15 protein-coding genes and 1 pseudogene are annotated in these 16,061 nt (G+C 73.1%); 7 read left to right on the forward strand and 9 right to left on the reverse strand.

Translation table 11 applies throughout. From position 1 onward, the window contains the following. Positions 1-65: 65 nt before the first annotated feature. From ACFY6U_RS13520 to ACFY6U_RS13530, 3 genes are all read right to left on the reverse strand, one after another. Complete coding sequence (locus ACFY6U_RS13520; protein WP_390037747.1) at positions 66-839, reverse strand: aminoglycoside N(3)-acetyltransferase; 774 nt, start codon at positions 837-839, stop codon at positions 66-68. 275 nt (positions 840-1,114) lie between these two features. Beyond that, entirely contained in the window at positions 1,115-1,543 is a 429-nt protein-coding gene (locus ACFY6U_RS13525) for a MazG-like family protein (protein ID WP_390037749.1), read from the reverse strand. 31 nt (positions 1,544-1,574) lie between these two features. Beyond that, the gene (locus ACFY6U_RS13530; RefSeq protein ID WP_390038631.1) at positions 1,575-2,120 is read right to left on the reverse strand and encodes a DoxX family protein; all 546 of its coding nucleotides are present in this window, start codon (positions 2,118-2,120) and stop codon (positions 1,575-1,577) included. Positions 2,121-2,253: 133 nt separating this feature from the next. On the opposite strand from ACFY6U_RS13530, the gene ACFY6U_RS13535 reads away from it, so the two are divergent. Both ACFY6U_RS13535 and ACFY6U_RS13540 read left to right on the forward strand, forming a co-directional pair. Continuing rightward, positions 2,254-2,580: a nuclear transport factor 2 family protein gene (locus ACFY6U_RS13535; RefSeq protein WP_390037751.1), complete on the forward strand. Its 327-nt coding sequence runs from the start codon at positions 2,254-2,256 to the stop codon at positions 2,578-2,580. 57 nt (positions 2,581-2,637) lie between these two features. Beyond that, positions 2,638-3,624, forward strand: coding sequence for an aldo/keto reductase (locus tag ACFY6U_RS13540; protein WP_390037753.1), 987 nt, complete (start codon positions 2,638-2,640; stop codon positions 3,622-3,624). 154 nt (positions 3,625-3,778) lie between these two features. Here the strand turns inward: ACFY6U_RS13540 and ACFY6U_RS13545 are convergent. Continuing rightward, a pseudogene (locus ACFY6U_RS13545) lies at positions 3,779-4,465 on the reverse strand (ABC transporter ATP-binding protein); the annotation flags it as partial. Positions 4,466-4,582: 117 nt separating this feature from the next. Next, positions 4,583-6,052, reverse strand: a complete 1,470-nt coding sequence (locus tag ACFY6U_RS13550) for an ABC transporter permease (RefSeq protein ID WP_390037755.1) — start codon at positions 6,050-6,052, stop codon at positions 4,583-4,585. 198 nt (positions 6,053-6,250) lie between these two features. On the opposite strand from ACFY6U_RS13550, the gene ACFY6U_RS13555 reads away from it, so the two are divergent. After that, the gene (locus ACFY6U_RS13555) at positions 6,251-7,495 is read left to right on the forward strand and encodes a D-alanyl-D-alanine carboxypeptidase family protein (RefSeq protein ID WP_390037757.1); all 1,245 of its coding nucleotides are present in this window, start codon (positions 6,251-6,253) and stop codon (positions 7,493-7,495) included. Positions 7,496-7,735: 240 nt separating this feature from the next. Here ACFY6U_RS13555 and ACFY6U_RS13560 read toward each other — a convergent pair whose 3' ends face one another. Together ACFY6U_RS13560 and ACFY6U_RS13565 are read right to left on the reverse strand one after the other, a co-directional pair. Beyond that, complete coding sequence (locus ACFY6U_RS13560; RefSeq protein WP_390037759.1) at positions 7,736-8,494, reverse strand: SDR family oxidoreductase; 759 nt, start codon at positions 8,492-8,494, stop codon at positions 7,736-7,738. A 153-nt stretch (positions 8,495-8,647) separates the two neighbouring features. After that, entirely contained in the window at positions 8,648-9,646 is a 999-nt protein-coding gene (locus ACFY6U_RS13565) for a Gfo/Idh/MocA family protein (protein ID WP_390037761.1), read from the reverse strand. Positions 9,647-9,769: 123 nt separating this feature from the next. Here ACFY6U_RS13565 and ACFY6U_RS13570 point away from each other — a divergent pair, with 123 nt between their 5' ends. From ACFY6U_RS13570 to ACFY6U_RS13585, 4 genes are all read left to right on the forward strand, one after another. Next, a complete protein-coding gene (locus ACFY6U_RS13570; RefSeq protein ID WP_390037763.1) occupies positions 9,770-11,149 on the forward strand; it encodes a multidrug effflux MFS transporter in 1,380 nt (459 codons plus the stop codon). After that, positions 11,089-12,282, forward strand: coding sequence for a serine hydrolase domain-containing protein (locus ACFY6U_RS13575; protein WP_390037765.1), 1,194 nt, complete (start codon positions 11,089-11,091; stop codon positions 12,280-12,282). The genes ACFY6U_RS13570 and ACFY6U_RS13575 overlap by 61 nt, the downstream gene beginning before the upstream one ends. Further along, positions 12,279-13,283 carry a small ribosomal subunit Rsm22 family protein gene (locus ACFY6U_RS13580; protein ID WP_390037767.1) on the forward strand — a complete coding sequence of 335 codons (1,005 nt, stop codon included), beginning with the start codon at positions 12,279-12,281 and terminating at the stop codon, positions 13,281-13,283. Before ACFY6U_RS13575 ends, ACFY6U_RS13580 begins: the two co-directional genes overlap by 4 nt. Before the next feature lie 81 nt (positions 13,284-13,364). Continuing rightward, positions 13,365-14,099: a bifunctional DNA primase/polymerase gene (locus ACFY6U_RS13585; RefSeq protein WP_390037769.1), complete on the forward strand. Its 735-nt coding sequence runs from the start codon at positions 13,365-13,367 to the stop codon at positions 14,097-14,099. Positions 14,100-14,215: 116 nt separating this feature from the next. On the opposite strand, the gene ACFY6U_RS13590 is transcribed toward ACFY6U_RS13585, so the two are convergent. Beyond that, on the reverse strand, positions 14,216-15,226 hold the full coding sequence (locus ACFY6U_RS13590) for a hypothetical protein (protein WP_390037771.1): 1,011 nt from the start codon (positions 15,224-15,226) through the stop codon (positions 14,216-14,218). Then, positions 15,165-16,058: an iron uptake transporter permease EfeU gene (gene efeU, locus ACFY6U_RS13595; protein WP_390037773.1), complete on the reverse strand. Its 894-nt coding sequence runs from the start codon at positions 16,056-16,058 to the stop codon at positions 15,165-15,167. The genes ACFY6U_RS13590 and efeU overlap by 62 nt, the downstream gene beginning before the upstream one ends. Positions 16,059-16,061 lie beyond the last annotated feature (3 nt).

Here is a 16,061-nt window from a genome sequence, read left to right on the forward strand (position 1 = left end):
GTCAGAGCTCTTCGCGCGTCCACCTGACCGTTGGGCCGACCGAAGAAAGATGCCTTGATTCTGTGTCAGGCGATTTCCGTGCGATATCTGTACATCTGTAGCACCGCGTTGTCGACGGCATCACGCATCCGCACCACGACGACCGGCTTGCCGGCCCATTCCCCTTCCGCCAGGAGATCCTTCGGCAGCCGCGCCCCGATCGCGGCGAAGTCGCTGTCGTCCAGCACGAGATCCTTGTACGACGTCCAGTTGCCCACGGCCCCCGTGACGCACCGGTAGAGCTGCGTGGGCAGGGGCGGCCGGACCCGGTATTCGGCGAGATGGAACGCGGTGCACGCTTCGAACCCCGCACGCAGCAGCAGTACTTGGGCGTCCGCCTCGTACAGTGCGGCGAGCGGTGACTCCTCGCCCAGGTGGCAGTGCGGGTGGTGCCGGGCGAGCAACTCCGCGGCGCGGGGCCCCAGTCCGGCGAGCGAGGACTGCGGGTGCGTGCTGCGCCGGGCGCCCGGCGTGGTCCGTATGGCCTCGGCCAGCGCTCCCATGGTCGGGCACGGCGTCTCCTCGGGCAGGAAGGGAGGCATCTTCGCCCGGAACTCGCGTATCTCCTCCTCGGACCACCCCTCGATGAGCGTCCGGTGCACGCGCGAGGTGTCGGAGTTCTCCGGCGTGAAGGTGGGGGTGACGAGCGTGCCGTGCGGGCCGACCGCGGCCAGCAGCGCGTCCCGGACCTCGGACGGGCCCAGTCCGGCGCCGCTCAGCGAAGCATGGACCATCAGGACACCGCCACGGCGGACACCCAGCGAGACTAGAAGCCCTGTCAGGCTCCCGGCGTCGGACATGGCCTTCCTCCTTGCGAGGCACGGCGACTTCGGGGCGCCGAGACCTCGCGCCCGGTCCGGGTCGTCACGCCGGGACCGACCGCCTTCCGCTTGGCGGACCGAGAGGACCATAACCTCCTTCGGGGCGTGCCTCGTAGCCGGGAGGCGCGGCGGCGGCGAGGAGGGCCGGTCGGTACTTCCCGCCCGCCGGTGACGAGACAGGGACCGGGACCGGGGCCGGGCCGGGACCGAGGCCGGGACCGAGGCCGGGATCGCCCACCGCGCCACAGCTCCGCTCAGCCGGGACGAACCCCCTCCGGATCCTCGCGATCCCCCGTTCCGCCGCCGGCGGCCGCCCCCAGCGAGCGCTCCGACACCCCCGCCAGATGACGCCCGAACACCGCCGCCGCGTCCGGCGTCAGCGTCCGCAGGGCCACCAGGGCCGTGATCACCACGTCGCACAGCTCGCCCTGCACGTCCTCCCAGGTGTGGGTGACGCCCTTGCGGGGGTTCTGGCCGGTCGCTCCGATCACCGCCTGGGCGACCTCGCCGACCTCCTCCGTGAGCTTGAGCATGCGCAGCACCAGGCCGGTCTCGCCGCCGTGCCTCCGGTGTGCGTCCAGCCAGGTCCAGAGGTCCTCGATGGAGGTCCACAGGTCCGGGGCGGCCGGTCCGGCCGGGGCGCGCCGGGGCTCCGTGGGCGGTGTCGTCCGCTCTTCCGTCATGGCGGAGAGCCTGCCCCGCCCGTCCCTGCGGCTACTCCTCGAACAGCGGCTCCTGCTCCCCCTCCTTCGCCCGCCGCACCCGCCGGTTCCGGGCGCCGATCACCACCGCCGTCGCCGCCGCCGTCACGCCCAGCGCCGCCGGGACCATCCAGCCCCGGTCGAAGACATGCCCGAACGCGTGGTCCAGGGAGAGCCGGCCGGGGCCCGCGACGGCCAGGCCCGCGGTGGCCAGGCCCAGGGTCGCGGCGTACTCGTAGCCGCCCTCCGCGGCGAAGAAGCCGTTCGGCTTGTGCAGGGCGGTCGCGCCCGCCATCGCCCCGGCCGCCGCGGCCCCCGCCGCCGGGGTCGCGAGGCCCAGCGCCAGCAGCGTTCCGCCGCCCGCCTCCGCGAGCCCCGCCGCCAGCGCGCTCTGCCGCCCCGGCGCGTACCCGGCCGACTCCATGAACTGGCCCGTGCCCTCCAGGCCGCCTCCGCCGAACCAGCCGAACAGCTTCTGCGTGCCGTGCGCGGCCAGCACCCCGCCGGTGCCCAGCCGGAGCAGCAGCAGGCCCACGTCACGTCGGTCGTAGCAGGTCACGGGAGCTCCCATCGGCGGCAACGGATCGCGGGTTTCCACCGTCGCATCCGTCACGCCCGGTCGGCCCGTCCGCGCGGCCGTTCGGGTGGCGGGCGGGTGGCGGGCCGCCGGGACCGGTGTGACGCTGGCTGACATGACGATCAAGACAGCCAAGCTCAGCGACCCGGCGGTCCGGGCCTTCGTCACCGCCGTCAACGCCAGTGACCGCGAGCGCCTGGTGGAACTCCTCACCCCGGACGCGACCATGGCGGACGACGGCTCCGACCGGAACCTCGACGACTGGATCGACCGGGAGATCTTCTCCTCCAACGGCCACATCGACGTCGACAACGAGTCCAACGGCGGCCGCTCCCTGCTCGCCCACTACCGCAACGACACCTGGGGCGAGATGGTCACCCGCTGGGACTTCACGGTCGCGGACGACGGCCGCATCTCCCGCTTCGAGACCGGGCAGGCGTAGAAACAGACCGCGCAATCGCTTGTCCTCGGGTGCGCTCCAACTCATAGCGTCGTGGGCATGGAAACCGACAGCACCACCAGGACCCTGGGCCGTTCCGGCATCCGTGTCAGCGCGCTCGGCTTCGGCTGCTGGGCCATCGGCGGCGAGTGGCAGGACGCCGCCGGGCAGCCGCTCGGCTGGGGCAAGGTCGACGACGAGGAGACCGTACGGGCGGTCCACCGCGCCCTCGACCTCGGCGTCACCTTCTTCGACACCGCCGACACCTACGGCGCCGGCCACAGCGAGCGCGTCCTCGGCCGTGCCCTCGGCAAGCGGCGGGACGAGGTCGTCGTCGCCACCAAGTGGGGCAACGTCTTCGACGAGGAGACCCGCACCCTCACCGGCGGCGACGACTCCCCGGCCCACGTCCGCCGCGCCCTCACCGCATCGCTGCGCCGCCTCGGCACCGACCACGTGGACCTCTACCAGCTCCATCTCTCCGACGCCGACCCGGTCCGTGCCGCCGAACTCCGGGACGTCTGCGAGGAGTTGGTCGGCGAGGGGCTGATCCGGGCCTACGGCTGGAGCACCGACGACCCCGCCCGCGCCGCCGTCTTCGCCGAGGGACCGCACTGCGCGGCCGTGCAGCACACCCTGAACGTGCTCCAGGACGCTCCACAACTCCTCGACGTGGCGGAGAAGTTCGACCTCGCGGCCGTCAACCGCAGCCCGCTCGCCATGGGGTTGCTCGGCGGCCGGCGGGCGGGGGCCGCGGCCGGCGACATCCGCAGCAGGCCGCCGGCCTGGCTGCCCGGGTTCGGGGACGGCGACGGGGCCGATCCCGCGTGGGTCGAGCGGATCGAGGCCCTGCGCTCCGTCCTCACCAGCGACGGGCGGACCCTCGCCCAGGGCGCCCTCGGCTGGATCTGGGCGCGCAGCCCGCGGACGGTCCCGATCCCCGGCTTCCGGTCCGTCGCCCAGGCCGAGCAGAACGCCGGCGCGATCGCGAAGGGGCCGCTCACCGCCGGGCAGATGGCCGAGATCGACCGTCTCCTGGGGCGGTGAGCGGCCCCACGCCGCTCACTGACGGCGGTCAGTGCCCCTGGCCGCCTCCGTACTGCTGCTGCACGTACGGCTGCCGGCCGTGGGCCTGGGGCTGCGGGGCGCCGTACGCCGCCGCCTGCTGCTGCCCCTGTCCGGCCGCCGCCTGCTGCGCGTACCGCTGTCCGCCGCCCTGCTCGGTGAGGGTGATCTGGCCGGCCTTGATGGTGGCCAGGCGCGGGGCGCGGCGGGCGATGGAGGAGTCGTGGGTGACCATGACGAAGGTCAGCCCGTACTCGTGCCAGAGGCCTTCGAGGAGGGCCATGATGTCGTCGCGGGTGCCCTCGTCGAGGTTGCCGGTCGGCTCGTCGGCGAGGAGCACCTTCGGCTTCTTCACCAGCGCGCGGGCGATCGCGACGCGCTGCTGCTGGCCGCCGGAGAGCTCGGAGGGGGCGTGCCCGAGGCGCTCGCCGAGGCCCACCGAGCGCAGGGCCTCCGCCGCGCGCTCCCGGCGCTCCGCCGGCTTGATGCCGAGCGGGACGAGGGCCGTCTCGACGTTCTCCTGGGCGGTGAGCGTCGGGATCAGGTTGAACGCCTGGAAGATGATGCCGATCTTCTCCGCGCGCAGCCGGGTGAGCTTGGTCTCGCTGACCTGGGCGAGGTCGACGTCGTCGAGCAGGACGCTGCCCTCGGTCGGGCGGTCCAGGCCGCCGATCATCTGGAGCAGGGTCGACTTGCCGCCGCCGGTCGGGCCCTGGATGACGAGCTGGTCGCCGTCCTCGATGGTCAGATCGATGCCGCGCAGCGCCTCGACCGTCTCCTTGCCCCGCGTGTAGCGCTTGGTGACTCCGGTGAGTCTGTACATGGGTTCTCCACTGGGTGCTCTGCCGTAAGGCCGTAAAAGCCGTAAGGGCCGTAAGGGGGTGGGGGCGCCGCGTCCCGGGGGGAGTGGAAGCGGCGCCCCGGCTCGGGGGGCGGGGGGTTACGAGACGCTGCGCAGCGCGTCGGCCGGGCGCATCCGGGAGGCGCGCCAGCCGCCCATCGCGCCGGCGATCAGGCCGCCGGCGACCGCGAGGCCGACCGCGAGGGCGATGGTGGTGAGGGAGACGGGCGCGGACAGCGCGATCTCCAGGGTGTTCTGGGAGGCCTGCTGGCCGGGGCCGCCGCCGCCCGGTCCGCCGCCCACGCCACCGCCGCCGGAGCTGCCCAGCTGGGCGGTGAGCTTCGGGCTGATCGCGGTGACCGCGTAGGCCGCGCCGACGCCGAGCGCGATGCCGAGGGCGCCGCCGATCAGGCCGTTCACGATGGACTCGCCGACCACCTGACGGGTGACGTTCCGGGACGGCCAGCCGAGCGCCTTCAGGGTGCCGAACTCACGCACCCGGCGGGACACCGCGGAGGAGGTCAGCAGGGCCGCCACCAGGAAGGCCGCCGCGAGGACCGCGATGGACAGCCACTTGCCGACGCTGGTCGCCAGGCTGGAGGCGGTGGAGAGGGAGCCGGAGACGGTGGACGCCAGGTCGGCGGAGGTGGTGACCGTCGTACCGGAGATGTTGGCGGTGATCTCCTTCTTCACGGTGGAGATCTGCTTGGAGTCGGTCGCCTTGACGTAGATCGTGGTGACCTGGTTCTTGGCGTCGCCGAGGGTCTGCGCGACCTTCAGCGGGACGAACACGTCGGTGTCGGACTCGCTGCTGTCCGGGGTCGCGATGCCGATGACGGTGAACTTGGTGCCGGAGATCTTGAAGGTCGAGCCGACCTTGTACTTCTTCTCCTTGGCGTACGACTTGCTGACCAGCGCGACCTTGGCGCTGGTCTGCGCGGTGGTGAAGGTCTTGCCGGAGGTGACCTTCATGGTGGACAGCGGGCCGAGGCCCTGGTGGGCCACGTCGACGCCGGCCACGGAGTAGCTGTTGACGTTGAAGTTGGCGCCGCCGCCCTGAACCTGCGGCGCGCCGCCCGAGCTGCTGCTGCCGGCGCCCGGCTGGCCCTGGCCGCCGCTGTTGCTGCTGCCGCTGCTGGTGGAGGACTTCGCCTTGCCCTGGGTGAAGGAGCCGTCGACCTTGGTGACGTTGAGGGAGAGCGCTCCGACCGCGCTCTCCACGCCCTTCTGGCCGGCGACCCTGGTGACCAGGGACGACTTCAGGGCCTGACCGCCCTGCGTCTGCACGCGGTCCGAACTCTGCGTGGAGCTGCTGCTGGACTTGGCGTCGAACTTGAAGTTCGGGCCGCCGGAGCTGCCCGAGGTCGGCGCGGTACGGGCCTTGGTGACCGTCATGTCGGTCCCGAGGCCGTACAGCGACTTGAGGACCTTGTCCTGCGCCTGGGTCATGCCGGCCGACACCGAGTTGACCGTGATGACCAGCGCGATACCGAGCGCCAGACCCAGAGCGATGACCAGGGCCGCCTTCTTTCTGCGGCCCAGCTCGCGCTTGAGATAGATGCCAAACATCCCGTTCCTCGAAGGTTCTTGGCGCCCGCTGTGGACGCGAGCTCAAGCTAAGGAGAAACCTTTGAGCAGCCCTGGGTAAAAGATGTGTCAGAGCTGAGAACCGGGACGTCTCAGCAAACTTTCATAAGACAGCAAATTCATCTGCGGGGGAGGGGTCCTCCCGGCAAAGCCCTGCTGGGCGCGGTGTACGGTCCCGGGATGCGCGATTCCTCTCGGCTGACCCGGCGTGCCGCCCTCGGACTGACGGCCGCCGCCCTGCCCCTCTCCGCGGCGGCCCCCGCCTCGGCCGCCACCGCCGGCGCCAGGACCGCCGCCACCGTCGTCGGCGGCGAGCGGCTGGCCCAGGGCGGTATACAGGTGCGGGGTGCCAGCGGGCTGCCGAAGAAGATCACCGCCCGCGCCTGGCTGCTCGCCGACTGCGACAGCGGAGAGGTGCTCGCCTCGTACAACGCGCACACGCGGCTGGCCCCCGCCTCCACCCTGAAGATGCTGTTCGCGGACACCGTGCTGAAGAAATTCGAGCGGACCGAGCGGTACAAGGTCAAGGACTCCGACATCTCCGACGTCCCGGCCGGCTCCAGCCTGGTCGGCATCAAGCCCGGCCTCACCTACACCGTCGAGCAGCTGTGGCAGGGCGTCTTCCTGCGCTCCGGCAACGACGCCGTGCACGTCCTCTCCCACATGAACGGCGGGATCGCGAGGACCGTCGCCGAGATGCAGGCCAAGGCGGCCGACCTCCAGGCCCTCGACACCCATGTGGTCAGCCCCGACGGCTTCGACCACCCGGGCCAGCTGTCGTCGGCGTACGACCTGACCCTCTTCGCCCGGCACGGGCTGAAGGACGACGACTTCCGCGGCTACTGCGGCACGCGGACCGCGAACTTCCCGGCGGGCGGCAAGAAGAACTTCCAGATCCAGAACACCGACCGCCTGCTCACCGGAGCCTGGGGGCTCGACGTCTACAAGGGCCTCTTCGGCGTCAAGAACGGCTACACCAGTCACGCCGGCAACACCTTCACCGGCGGTGCCACCCGGGACGGCCGCACCCTGCTGGTCACCGTGATGCACCCGGACCCCGCCACCAACGCCGTGTACGAGCAGACCGCCGCGCTGCTCGACTGGGGTTTCGGGAAGGGGCGTTCGGCGCAGCCGGTGGGCACGCTGGTCGATCCGCTGAGCGAGGGCGGGGCGAGCGCGAGCCCGTCGCCGTCGAAGGGCAAGGGGGCCGCGGGGGCGGCCGGGGCGGGGGCGGCCGGTTCGGGGGCGTCGGGACCGTCGCCCTGGCGGGTCGCGGAGGGCGGGGCGGTGACGTTCGGGCTGCTGGGCGCGGGGGCGTGGGCGCTGCGCCGGCGCCGGCGGGCGGCCGGTGCCGCGGCCGGCCCCGACTCTGGTGACACGACGGCCGACTCGGCCCGGACGCCGGCCGGCCCGACGGCGGGCTGACGTCACGCGGCAGCCGCCCCACCCACCGGTGCGTACCCGCGGTCCCTCGCGGGTCCACCCCCACCCCGGTCCGGTGGAACGGCTGCCGCCTCCCCCCTCGGTGTGGTCGGCGGAATGCCAGAGCCTCAACTGTGAAGTTCTGGTGGAGGAGAGTTGAGCATAGGCCCGTTACCGGCGGCAATACTGCGGACGTCTGTATTCCGCTTGTGCAGGTTGTGAAGGGTTCGGCTGAACGGCGGTTCAGCCCCGGCCCACGTACGGCATCGCCGTCGCCAGTACCGTCGCGAACTGCACGTTCGCCGCCAGCGGCAGCTCGGCCATGTGCCGCACGGTCCGTGCCACGTCCGCCACGTCCATCACGGGTTCCGGGGCGATCACCCCGTTCGCCTGCAGCGCGCCGGTCTCCATCCGGGCCGTCATGTCGGTTGCCGCGTTGCCGATGTCGATCTGCCCGACCGCGATGCCGTACGGCCGCCCGTCGAGGGACAGGGACTTGGTCAGTCCCGTCAGCGCGTGCTTGGTCGCGGTGTAGGCGACGGAGTGCGGGCGGGGCGCGTGCGCCGAGACGGACCCGTTGTTGATGATCCGGCCGCCCTGCGGCTCCTGCTCCTTCATCTGCCGGAACGCCGCCTGCGCGCACAGGAACGCCCCGTTGAGGTTGGTGTCCACCACGTGCCGCCACGCCTCGTAGGGCAGCTCCTCCACGGCCACCCCGCCGGGACCGAACGTCCCGGCGTTGTTGAACAGCAGGTCCACCCGCCCGAACCGGTCCACGGCCGCCGCGAACAGTGCGGCCACGTCGTCGGGTTGGGAGACGTCGGTCCGTACGGCGACGGAGGCGCCCTCGGGCGCCAGTGCCGCCGTCTCCTCCAGCCGCGTGAGGCGGCGGCCGGCCAGCGCCACCGACCAGCCGGCCCGCAGCAGTTCCGTGGCCACGGCACGGCCGATACCGGAGCCGGCGCCGGTGACGACCGCGATCTTTGGTTGCTTGGTGTTCATGGGGCCGCAGCGTAGGCGCTCCGCCGGGAGGGCCGGGTCGGGTCGGGTCGTCGGTCGGGTGCGGCTGGGTGGGGGCTGGTCGCGCCCCCGCGGCGGAGCCGCATATCAGAAACAGCCCCGCGCCCCTGACGGGGCGCTGTACTTCGGGGCGCTTTACAGCTCGTCCGGGTAGCGCACGCCGATCTGTTCGCGCAGGGCGTCCAGGGTGCGCATGACCGCGAGGGTGCTGTCGTGGGGGACGAGGGGGGACTCCTGGTCGCCGGCCCGGACCGCGCGCATCGCCTCCCTGGCCTCGTGGCGGAAGGTGTTGCGCGGGCCGTCCTCCGGGGTCAGGGCGAACTCCTGCGGGTCGCGGCCGTCGCGGTGCAGCACGAAGCGGTCGGGGTTGAAGAAGCCGTCCGGGATGTCGATCCGGCCCTGCGAGCCGGTGACCGAGGCCGTGGTGCCGGTGCCGCCGACGATGGAGCAGTGCACCGAGCCGAGAGCGCCGCTCTCCCAGGAGAACAGTGCACCCGTCTGGAGATCCACGCCCTCGTCCGAGAGCACCGCTCGCGCCGACATCCCGTCCGGCTCACCGAGCAGCAGGTGCGCGAACGACACCGGGTACACCCCCAGGTCGAGCAGCGCGCCCCCGCCGAGCAGCGGGTTCCGCAGCCGGTGCGCCGGCGGGAACGGCCCCTCCAGGCCGAAGTCCGCCTGCACGGTCCGCACCTCGCCGATCGCCCCGTCCGCGACCAGCGCCGTCAGCCGCCGGATCAGCGGATGGCAGTACATCCACATCGCCTCCATCAGGAAGCGGCCGTGCTCCTTGGCCAGCGCGACCAGTTCCCCGGCCTCACGGGCGTTGAGCGTGAACGGCTTCTCGCACAGCACGTTCCGCCCCGCCGTCAGGCACAGCCCGGCGGCCGCCCGGTGCGCCGAGTGCGGAGTGGCGACGTACACGATGTCGACGTCCTCGTCCCGGGCCAGCGACTCCCAGTCCCCGTACGCCCGCCCGATCCCGAACCGCTCCGCGAACCCCGCCGCCGCCTCCGGGGACCGCGAGGCCACCGCCACGATCTCCGCGTCGGGCAGATCGACCAGGTCCGCCGCGAACGCGGCCGCGATCCCGCCCGTCGCCAGGATCCCCCACCGCACGCTCTGCTCACCCATCCCGGCCGCCCACCCTCGCTCACGTGTTTCCCGGCAGTCTGTACGAGCTGAGAGCATATGCGGGGGCCATCGGGATCCAGCAACAGCCGACCGGACCGCGAGACCTACGAGGACGGGGGACACATGCCCGAGCAGCCGGCGCCGCCGACACCGGACGCCCAGGGCACCGCGAACGCCCAGGGCACCGCGAACGCCCAGGGCACCGCGAACGCCCAGGACGCCGCCGTACCCGCGCCGCGCGGCCCGGCCGGCCGCCCCGCCACCGCCGCCGGCCGCCGCGCCGGCCTCCTGCTCGTCCTGGTCCTCGGCGGGCTCACCGCGACGCCCCCGCTGGCGATGGACATGTACCTCCCGTCCCTGCCGGAGGTCACCCGCTCCCTCGGCGCCCCCGCCGCGACCGTGCAGCTCACCCTCACCGCCTGCCTCGCCGGCATGGCCCTCGGCCAGCTGGTCGTCGGCCCGATGAGCGACCGCTGGGGGCGCCGCCGCCCGCTGCTGGCCGGCCTCGCCGTCTACGTCGTCGCCACCGCCCTGTGCGCCGTCGCGCCGGACGTGGAGACCCTGGTCGCCTTCCGTCTCGCCCAGGGCCTCGCGGGCGCGGCCGGCATCGTCATCGCGCGGGCCGTCGTACGCGACCTCTACGACGGGGTCGCCATGGCCCGCTTCTTCTCCACCCTGATGCTGGTCTCCGGGGTCGCCCCGGTCATCGCCCCGCTGATCGGCGGGCAGATCCTGCGGGTGACGGACTGGCGGGGCGTCTTCGTCGTCCTCACGGCCGTCGGGGCGCTGCTCGCCGCGCTGGTGTGGGTACGGCTGCCGGAGACCCTGCCGCCGGCCGACCGGCACGCCGGGGGAGCGGCCGCCGCCGTCCGCGCCCTGCGGAGCCTCCTCGCCGACCTGCCCTTCACCGGCTACATGCTCGCGGGCGGCTTCGCCTTCGCGGCCCTGTTCGCCTACATATCCGCGTCCCCGTTCGTCATCCAGGAGATCTACGGCGCCTCCCCGCAGACCTTCTCCCTCCTCTTCGGCCTCAACTCGGTCGGGCTGGTGATCGCCGGGCAGGTCAACGGGAAGGTGCTGGTCGGCCGGGTCAGCCTGGACAAGGTGCTGGGCGCGGGCCTGGCCGTGACCGTGCTCGCCGCGACCGCGCTGCTCCTCATGTCGGCCGGGGTCCTCGGCCCGGTCGGCCTCGCCCCGGTCGCCGCCGCCCTCTTCGTCCTGATGTCCGCGATGGGCTTCACCCTCCCGAACGCCCAGTCCCTCGCCCTGCTGCGCACCCGGCACGCCGCCGGTTCCGCGTCCGCGCTGCTCGGGACCTCCTCGTTCCTCGTCGGCGCGGTCGCCTCGCCGCTGGTCGGGGTCGCCGGGGAGAGAACCGCCGTGCCCATGGCGATCGTCCAACTGGCGGGGGCACTGGTGGCACTGGCCTGCTTCATGGGAATGTGCCGTCCCTGGGCAGCACGTGGGAACACCCGTGCGAGGACGGAGGGAGCAGGGAGCTGAGCGTACCGAGACTGCGCGTCGAGACACCGGAACGGGCCGGTCTCGACCTCGCGGAACTCAGGCACCTCGTCCGCGAAGTGCACGACCTCACCACCGGTGAGCGGCCCTGGGCGGCCGGGGCCGTCGTGGTCGCCGGGCGCGGACCCGTCATCGCCGTACAGGAGGCGTCCGGCTGGGCCGTGCGCTGGTCCGCGTACGACCCCGAGACCGACGCCGGTGTCGAGCTCCCGGCCGCCGCCCGGGTCCCGGCGACCGTCGACACCCCCTTCGACGTCGCCTCCCTCACCAAACTGTTCACCGCGGTCGCCGCCGTGCAGCAGCTGGAGCGCGGCACCCTCGGCATCGACGCCCGTGTCGGTGCCTACCTCCCCGACTTCCACGGGGCCGCCGCGCACGGCATCACCGTCCGCCAGCTCCTCACCCACACCTCCGGCCTGCGTCCCGAACTCCCGCTCTACGACTGCCCCGACGACACGGTCCGCCTCGACCTGCTCCGTGCGGAGGCCCCGACCAGCGCCCCCGGCGCCTACCGCTACTCGGACCTCAACCTGCTCCTCCTCCAGCAGGTCCTGGAGCGGATCACCGGCCGCCCCCTCGACGTCCTGGTCCGCGACGGCATCACCCGGCCGCTCGGCATGACCGCCACCGACTTCGGCCCCTGCCCGGGGGCGGCGGCCACCGAGGACCAGCGGCGGCCGTGGGCCAAGGCGGACCGGGGGATGCTGCGGGGTGTCGTGCACGACGAGAACGCCTGGGCGCTGGGCGGGGTGGCCGGGCACGCCGGCCTCTTCTCCACCGCCCCGGACCTGGCGATCTTCTGCCGGGCCCTGCTCGCGGGCGGGGCGTACGGCCCGGCGCGCATCCTCGGCCCCGACTTCGTGGACCTGCTGCTGGCCCCGCCCGGCCTGGGCTTCCTGGTGGACCAGCCGTGGTTCATGGGCGAGCTGGCGGGACAGGGCGCCGCGGGCCACACCGGGTTCACCGGGACCAGCCTGGTGCTGGACCGGGCGACGGACACGTTCCTGGTGCTGCTGGCCAACACCGTGCATCCGCGGCGCCGCCCCGGCGACAGCGCACCCCGGGCAGCCGCGGCGACCCGCCTCGCCCGGGCTGTCCATACAATCGCCGGGTGAACCACCCCACCCCTCCCACCCCTCCCGTCCCACCGGCCGACCGGCTCCGCGCGACGCTCTCCGACCTGCTCGACGGCCTGCCCCCGAAGCAGGCCGCCACAGCCGTCGAGCGGCTGATCGCCACCTACCGCGGGGCCACCCCGACCGACGCGCCGATCCTGCGGGACCGGGCGGACGTGGTGGCGTACGCCGCGTACCGGATGCCGGCGACCTTCGAGGCGGTGCGGTCCGCGCTGGCGGCCTTCGCCGACGCGGTACCGCAGGAGTGGGCGCCGGCGAGCCATGTGGACGTCGGCGGCGGGACGGGCGCGGCGACCTGGGCGGTGACCGACACCTGGGAGGGCGTGCGGCCCGTGACGGTCCTCGACTGGGCCGAGCCGGCGCTGGCCCTCGGCCGGGAGATCGCCGCGGCGAACCCGGCGCTGCGGGACGCGACGTGGCAGCGCTCCCGGATCGGAGCGGCGCTCACCATCGAGAGCACTGATCTGGTCACGGTCTCGTACGTCCTCAACGAACTCGACGAGGCCGGCCGCGCCGCCCTCGTCGACGCCGCCGCGGCCGCCGCGCAGGCCGTCGTCATCGTCGAGGCGGGCACGCCCGCCGGCTACGCCCGGATCATCGAGGCCCGCGACCGCCTGATCGCCGCCGGCTTCCACGTCGCCGCCCCCTGCCCGCACAGCGCCGCCTGCCCGATCGTCCCCGGCACGGACTGGTGCCACTTCTCGGCCCGGGTCAGCCGCTCCTCCCTGCACCGCCAGGTCAAGGGCGGCTCGCTGCCCTACGAGGACGAGAAGTTCAGCTACGTGGCCGCCACCCGCTTCCGGCCCGCCCCGGCACCGGCCCGGGTGGTCCGCCGCCCCCAGATCCGCAAGGGCCAGGTCCTGCTCGACCTGTGCGGGACCGACGAGCAGCTGCGCCGCACGACGGTCACCAAGCGCCACGGCGACCTGTACAAGGCGGCCCGGGACGCGGACTGGGGCGACGCGTGGCCGGCCGGGTGACACAGCTCTCGTACCCCCTGCTTCACGCCCAGACGGGACCATAAGGCATCCTGGCCGGACCACAGCGAGGCGAGGCGATAGATGAGCGCGACGTTCGGCGGCCCGAGCGGCCGACAGGGCAGACTCTCCCAGTGGCTCCGCGGCCGCCGCCCGAAGCAGGCGGCCGCCGCCGACGACTCGGGCCGCGCGGCGCTCCTGCTCGCCGCCGCCGACGCGGGGCTCCCGCTGGCCCCCGCCGCGCACCCCGCCCCCGGCTACGGCTGCTCCTGCGACCGTGTCGGCTGTCCCACCCCGGCCCGGCACCCGGTGTCGTTCGCGTGGCAGACGCAGTCCACCACCGACCGCGCCCAGATCGAGCGCTGGGCCCGGCACCAGCCGCAGGCCAACTTCATCACCGCGACCGGCATGACCCACGACGTCCTGGACGTGCCCCTGGAGGCCGGCCGGCAGGCGCTGGAACGGCTGCTCGCGAACGGCGTGGAGGTCGGCCCGGTCGCCGAGAGCGACGACGGCCGCCTGCTCTTCTTCACCCTCACCCGCGGCACCCCCGAGGACGAGGACGAGTGGTGGCCCTGCGAGCTGGACTGCCGTCCCGAGACCATGGACGAGCACCCGGGGCTGCGCTGGCACTGCCGGGGCTCCTACGTCCTCGTCCCGCCCGCCCGGCTGCCCGGCGGCGACGGCGACCGGCGGGTGCACTGGGTACGCGGACCCGAGCACGCGCTCCCCGACCCGCTGAGCCTGCTGGAGATCCTCACGGACGCGTGCGCCCGGTACGCGGGCGAGGAGGCCGACCAGGTGGGTGCGGCCTGGTAGGCGCGCCGTGGGCAGCGCCGGGTGGTCGGTCGGCTGCGGCGCCGTGGGGGCTGGGCGCGCCCACGCGGCGGAGCCGCACATTGATACCGCCCCGCGCCCCTGACGGGGCGCTATTGCTAGGAACCTTCTGCCGAGGTCAGGCCCTGGATGCGGCCCAGGATCGAGATCTTTCCGGTGCCCGCCGGGTCCAGTGCGACCTGGTTGGAGACGAACTGCATCGTCAGCGACTGCTTGATCTCGCCCTTGGTGAGGGCCTTGACGCTGAGGTTCGGCGTCGGCACGGAGGCACCCGCGGCCGCCGTCTCCTTGGCGTAGTAGCGGGTGGTGAAGAACACCACCGCCCCGCCGTCGGTGGTGCGCAGCGCGAGCGGTGCGTAGTCGCCGGCGGTGAGCGGCTCGTCGATGTACTGCGTGGCCAGGCCCGGCTTGGTGGACTTCTTGCGGTCGGCGCGCCAGCCGCTGGTGTGCACGCCGTCCGCGAACACGGTGCCGCCGCTCTTCAGGTACGTGGCGTAGTCCCGGCTCAGGTCGCCCGGGGCGACGGCGAGCCGGTCGCTGTTCGCCGGTACGTCCTCGGCCCAGCCGTCCTTGTCGGTGGTGAACTTCGGTACGTCGCCCGGCGCGACCAGCGTCAGGTACGCCACCTGGAACGGCTGGGAGAGGCTGTTGCGGGTGAAGACCAGCAGCCAGCGCTCGTCGCCGCCCTTGTTGCCGTGCGCGTCGGCGACGAACCAGCGGGGCCAGCCGGCCTTCTTCGGGATGGTGTACGTGACGTCGTCGAACTCCAGCGCCGAGTGGGCGGAGTTGCCGGCCGGGCTGTTGACGTGCCCGGCCTTCAGGCGCGCGGAGTCGATGTCGGCGAGGGCGCCGGTCGTGTAGTCCGCGTCCAGGGAGCCGTCGTAGGCCTTGTCGGCCTTGTTGTAGGCGTCCGTGAACTGCCGGAGCGCCTTGGCGGCCTCGGCGCGGGTGGTGCTGGGAAGCACCTCGCGCTCCCCGTGCACCACCACGCAACCGCTCGCCGTCAGCGACATGGCGGTCAGCGCGACCGCTATGAGCGCGTTCCGATCACGCCTGCGGAGCCTGCGGAGCCGTCGAGGGCCGCGACCCCTGGTCGTCAGGTGCGTCATCAGGTGCCTTCACCTTCCCCTTCCCGGAGCCGAACCCTACCGGGGCGAAGAAGAGCACGAGTGTCGGGACCAGGTAGAGCAGCCACACCGTGACCTGGAGCACGGTCGGGTCGGGCTGGAAGTTGAACACGCCCTTCAGCAGCGTCCCGTACCAGCTGTCCGGCGGGATGGTGCCGCTGATGTCGAAGGCCTGGTTTGTCAGGCCCGGGATCCAGTCGGCCTCCTGGAGGTCGTGGAAGCCGTACGCCAGCACGCCCGCCGCGACCACCACCAGCATGCCGCCGGTCCAGGTGAAGAACCTGGCGAGGTTGATGCGCAGCGCGCCCCGGTAGAACAGCCAGCCCAGGAAGACCGCGGTGGCCAGGCCGAGCGCCACGCCGACCAGCGGGCGCGGGGTGCCGTCGCTCGCCGCGTGCACGGACGCCCACACGAACAGCGCGGTCTCGAGGCCCTCCCGGCCGACGGCGAGGAAGGCGGTGGCGACCAGCGCACCCGTACCCATCGCGAGGGCCGCGTCCAGCTTGCCGTGCAGCTCCGTCTTGAGGTGCCGGGCGGTGCGCCGCATCCAGAACACCATCCAGGTCACCAGGCCCACCGCGACGACGGACAGGGACCCGCCGAGCGCCTCCTGCGCCTGGAACGTCAGCTCCTGGGAGCCGAATTCGAGCAGGCACCCGAAGCCCATGGCGATCAGCACCGCCACCGCGATGCCGGTCCAGATCGGCTTCAGGGCGTCCGTGCGCCCGGTCTTGACCAGATAGGCGATGAGGATGCAAACGACGAGCGAGGCCTCGAGCCCTTCCCGCAGTCCGATCAGGTAGTTGGAGAACACGGC

It is taken from the genome of Streptomyces sp. NPDC013157 (assembly GCF_042899865.1).
Classification (GTDB): domain Bacteria; phylum Actinomycetota; class Actinomycetes; order Streptomycetales; family Streptomycetaceae; genus Streptomyces.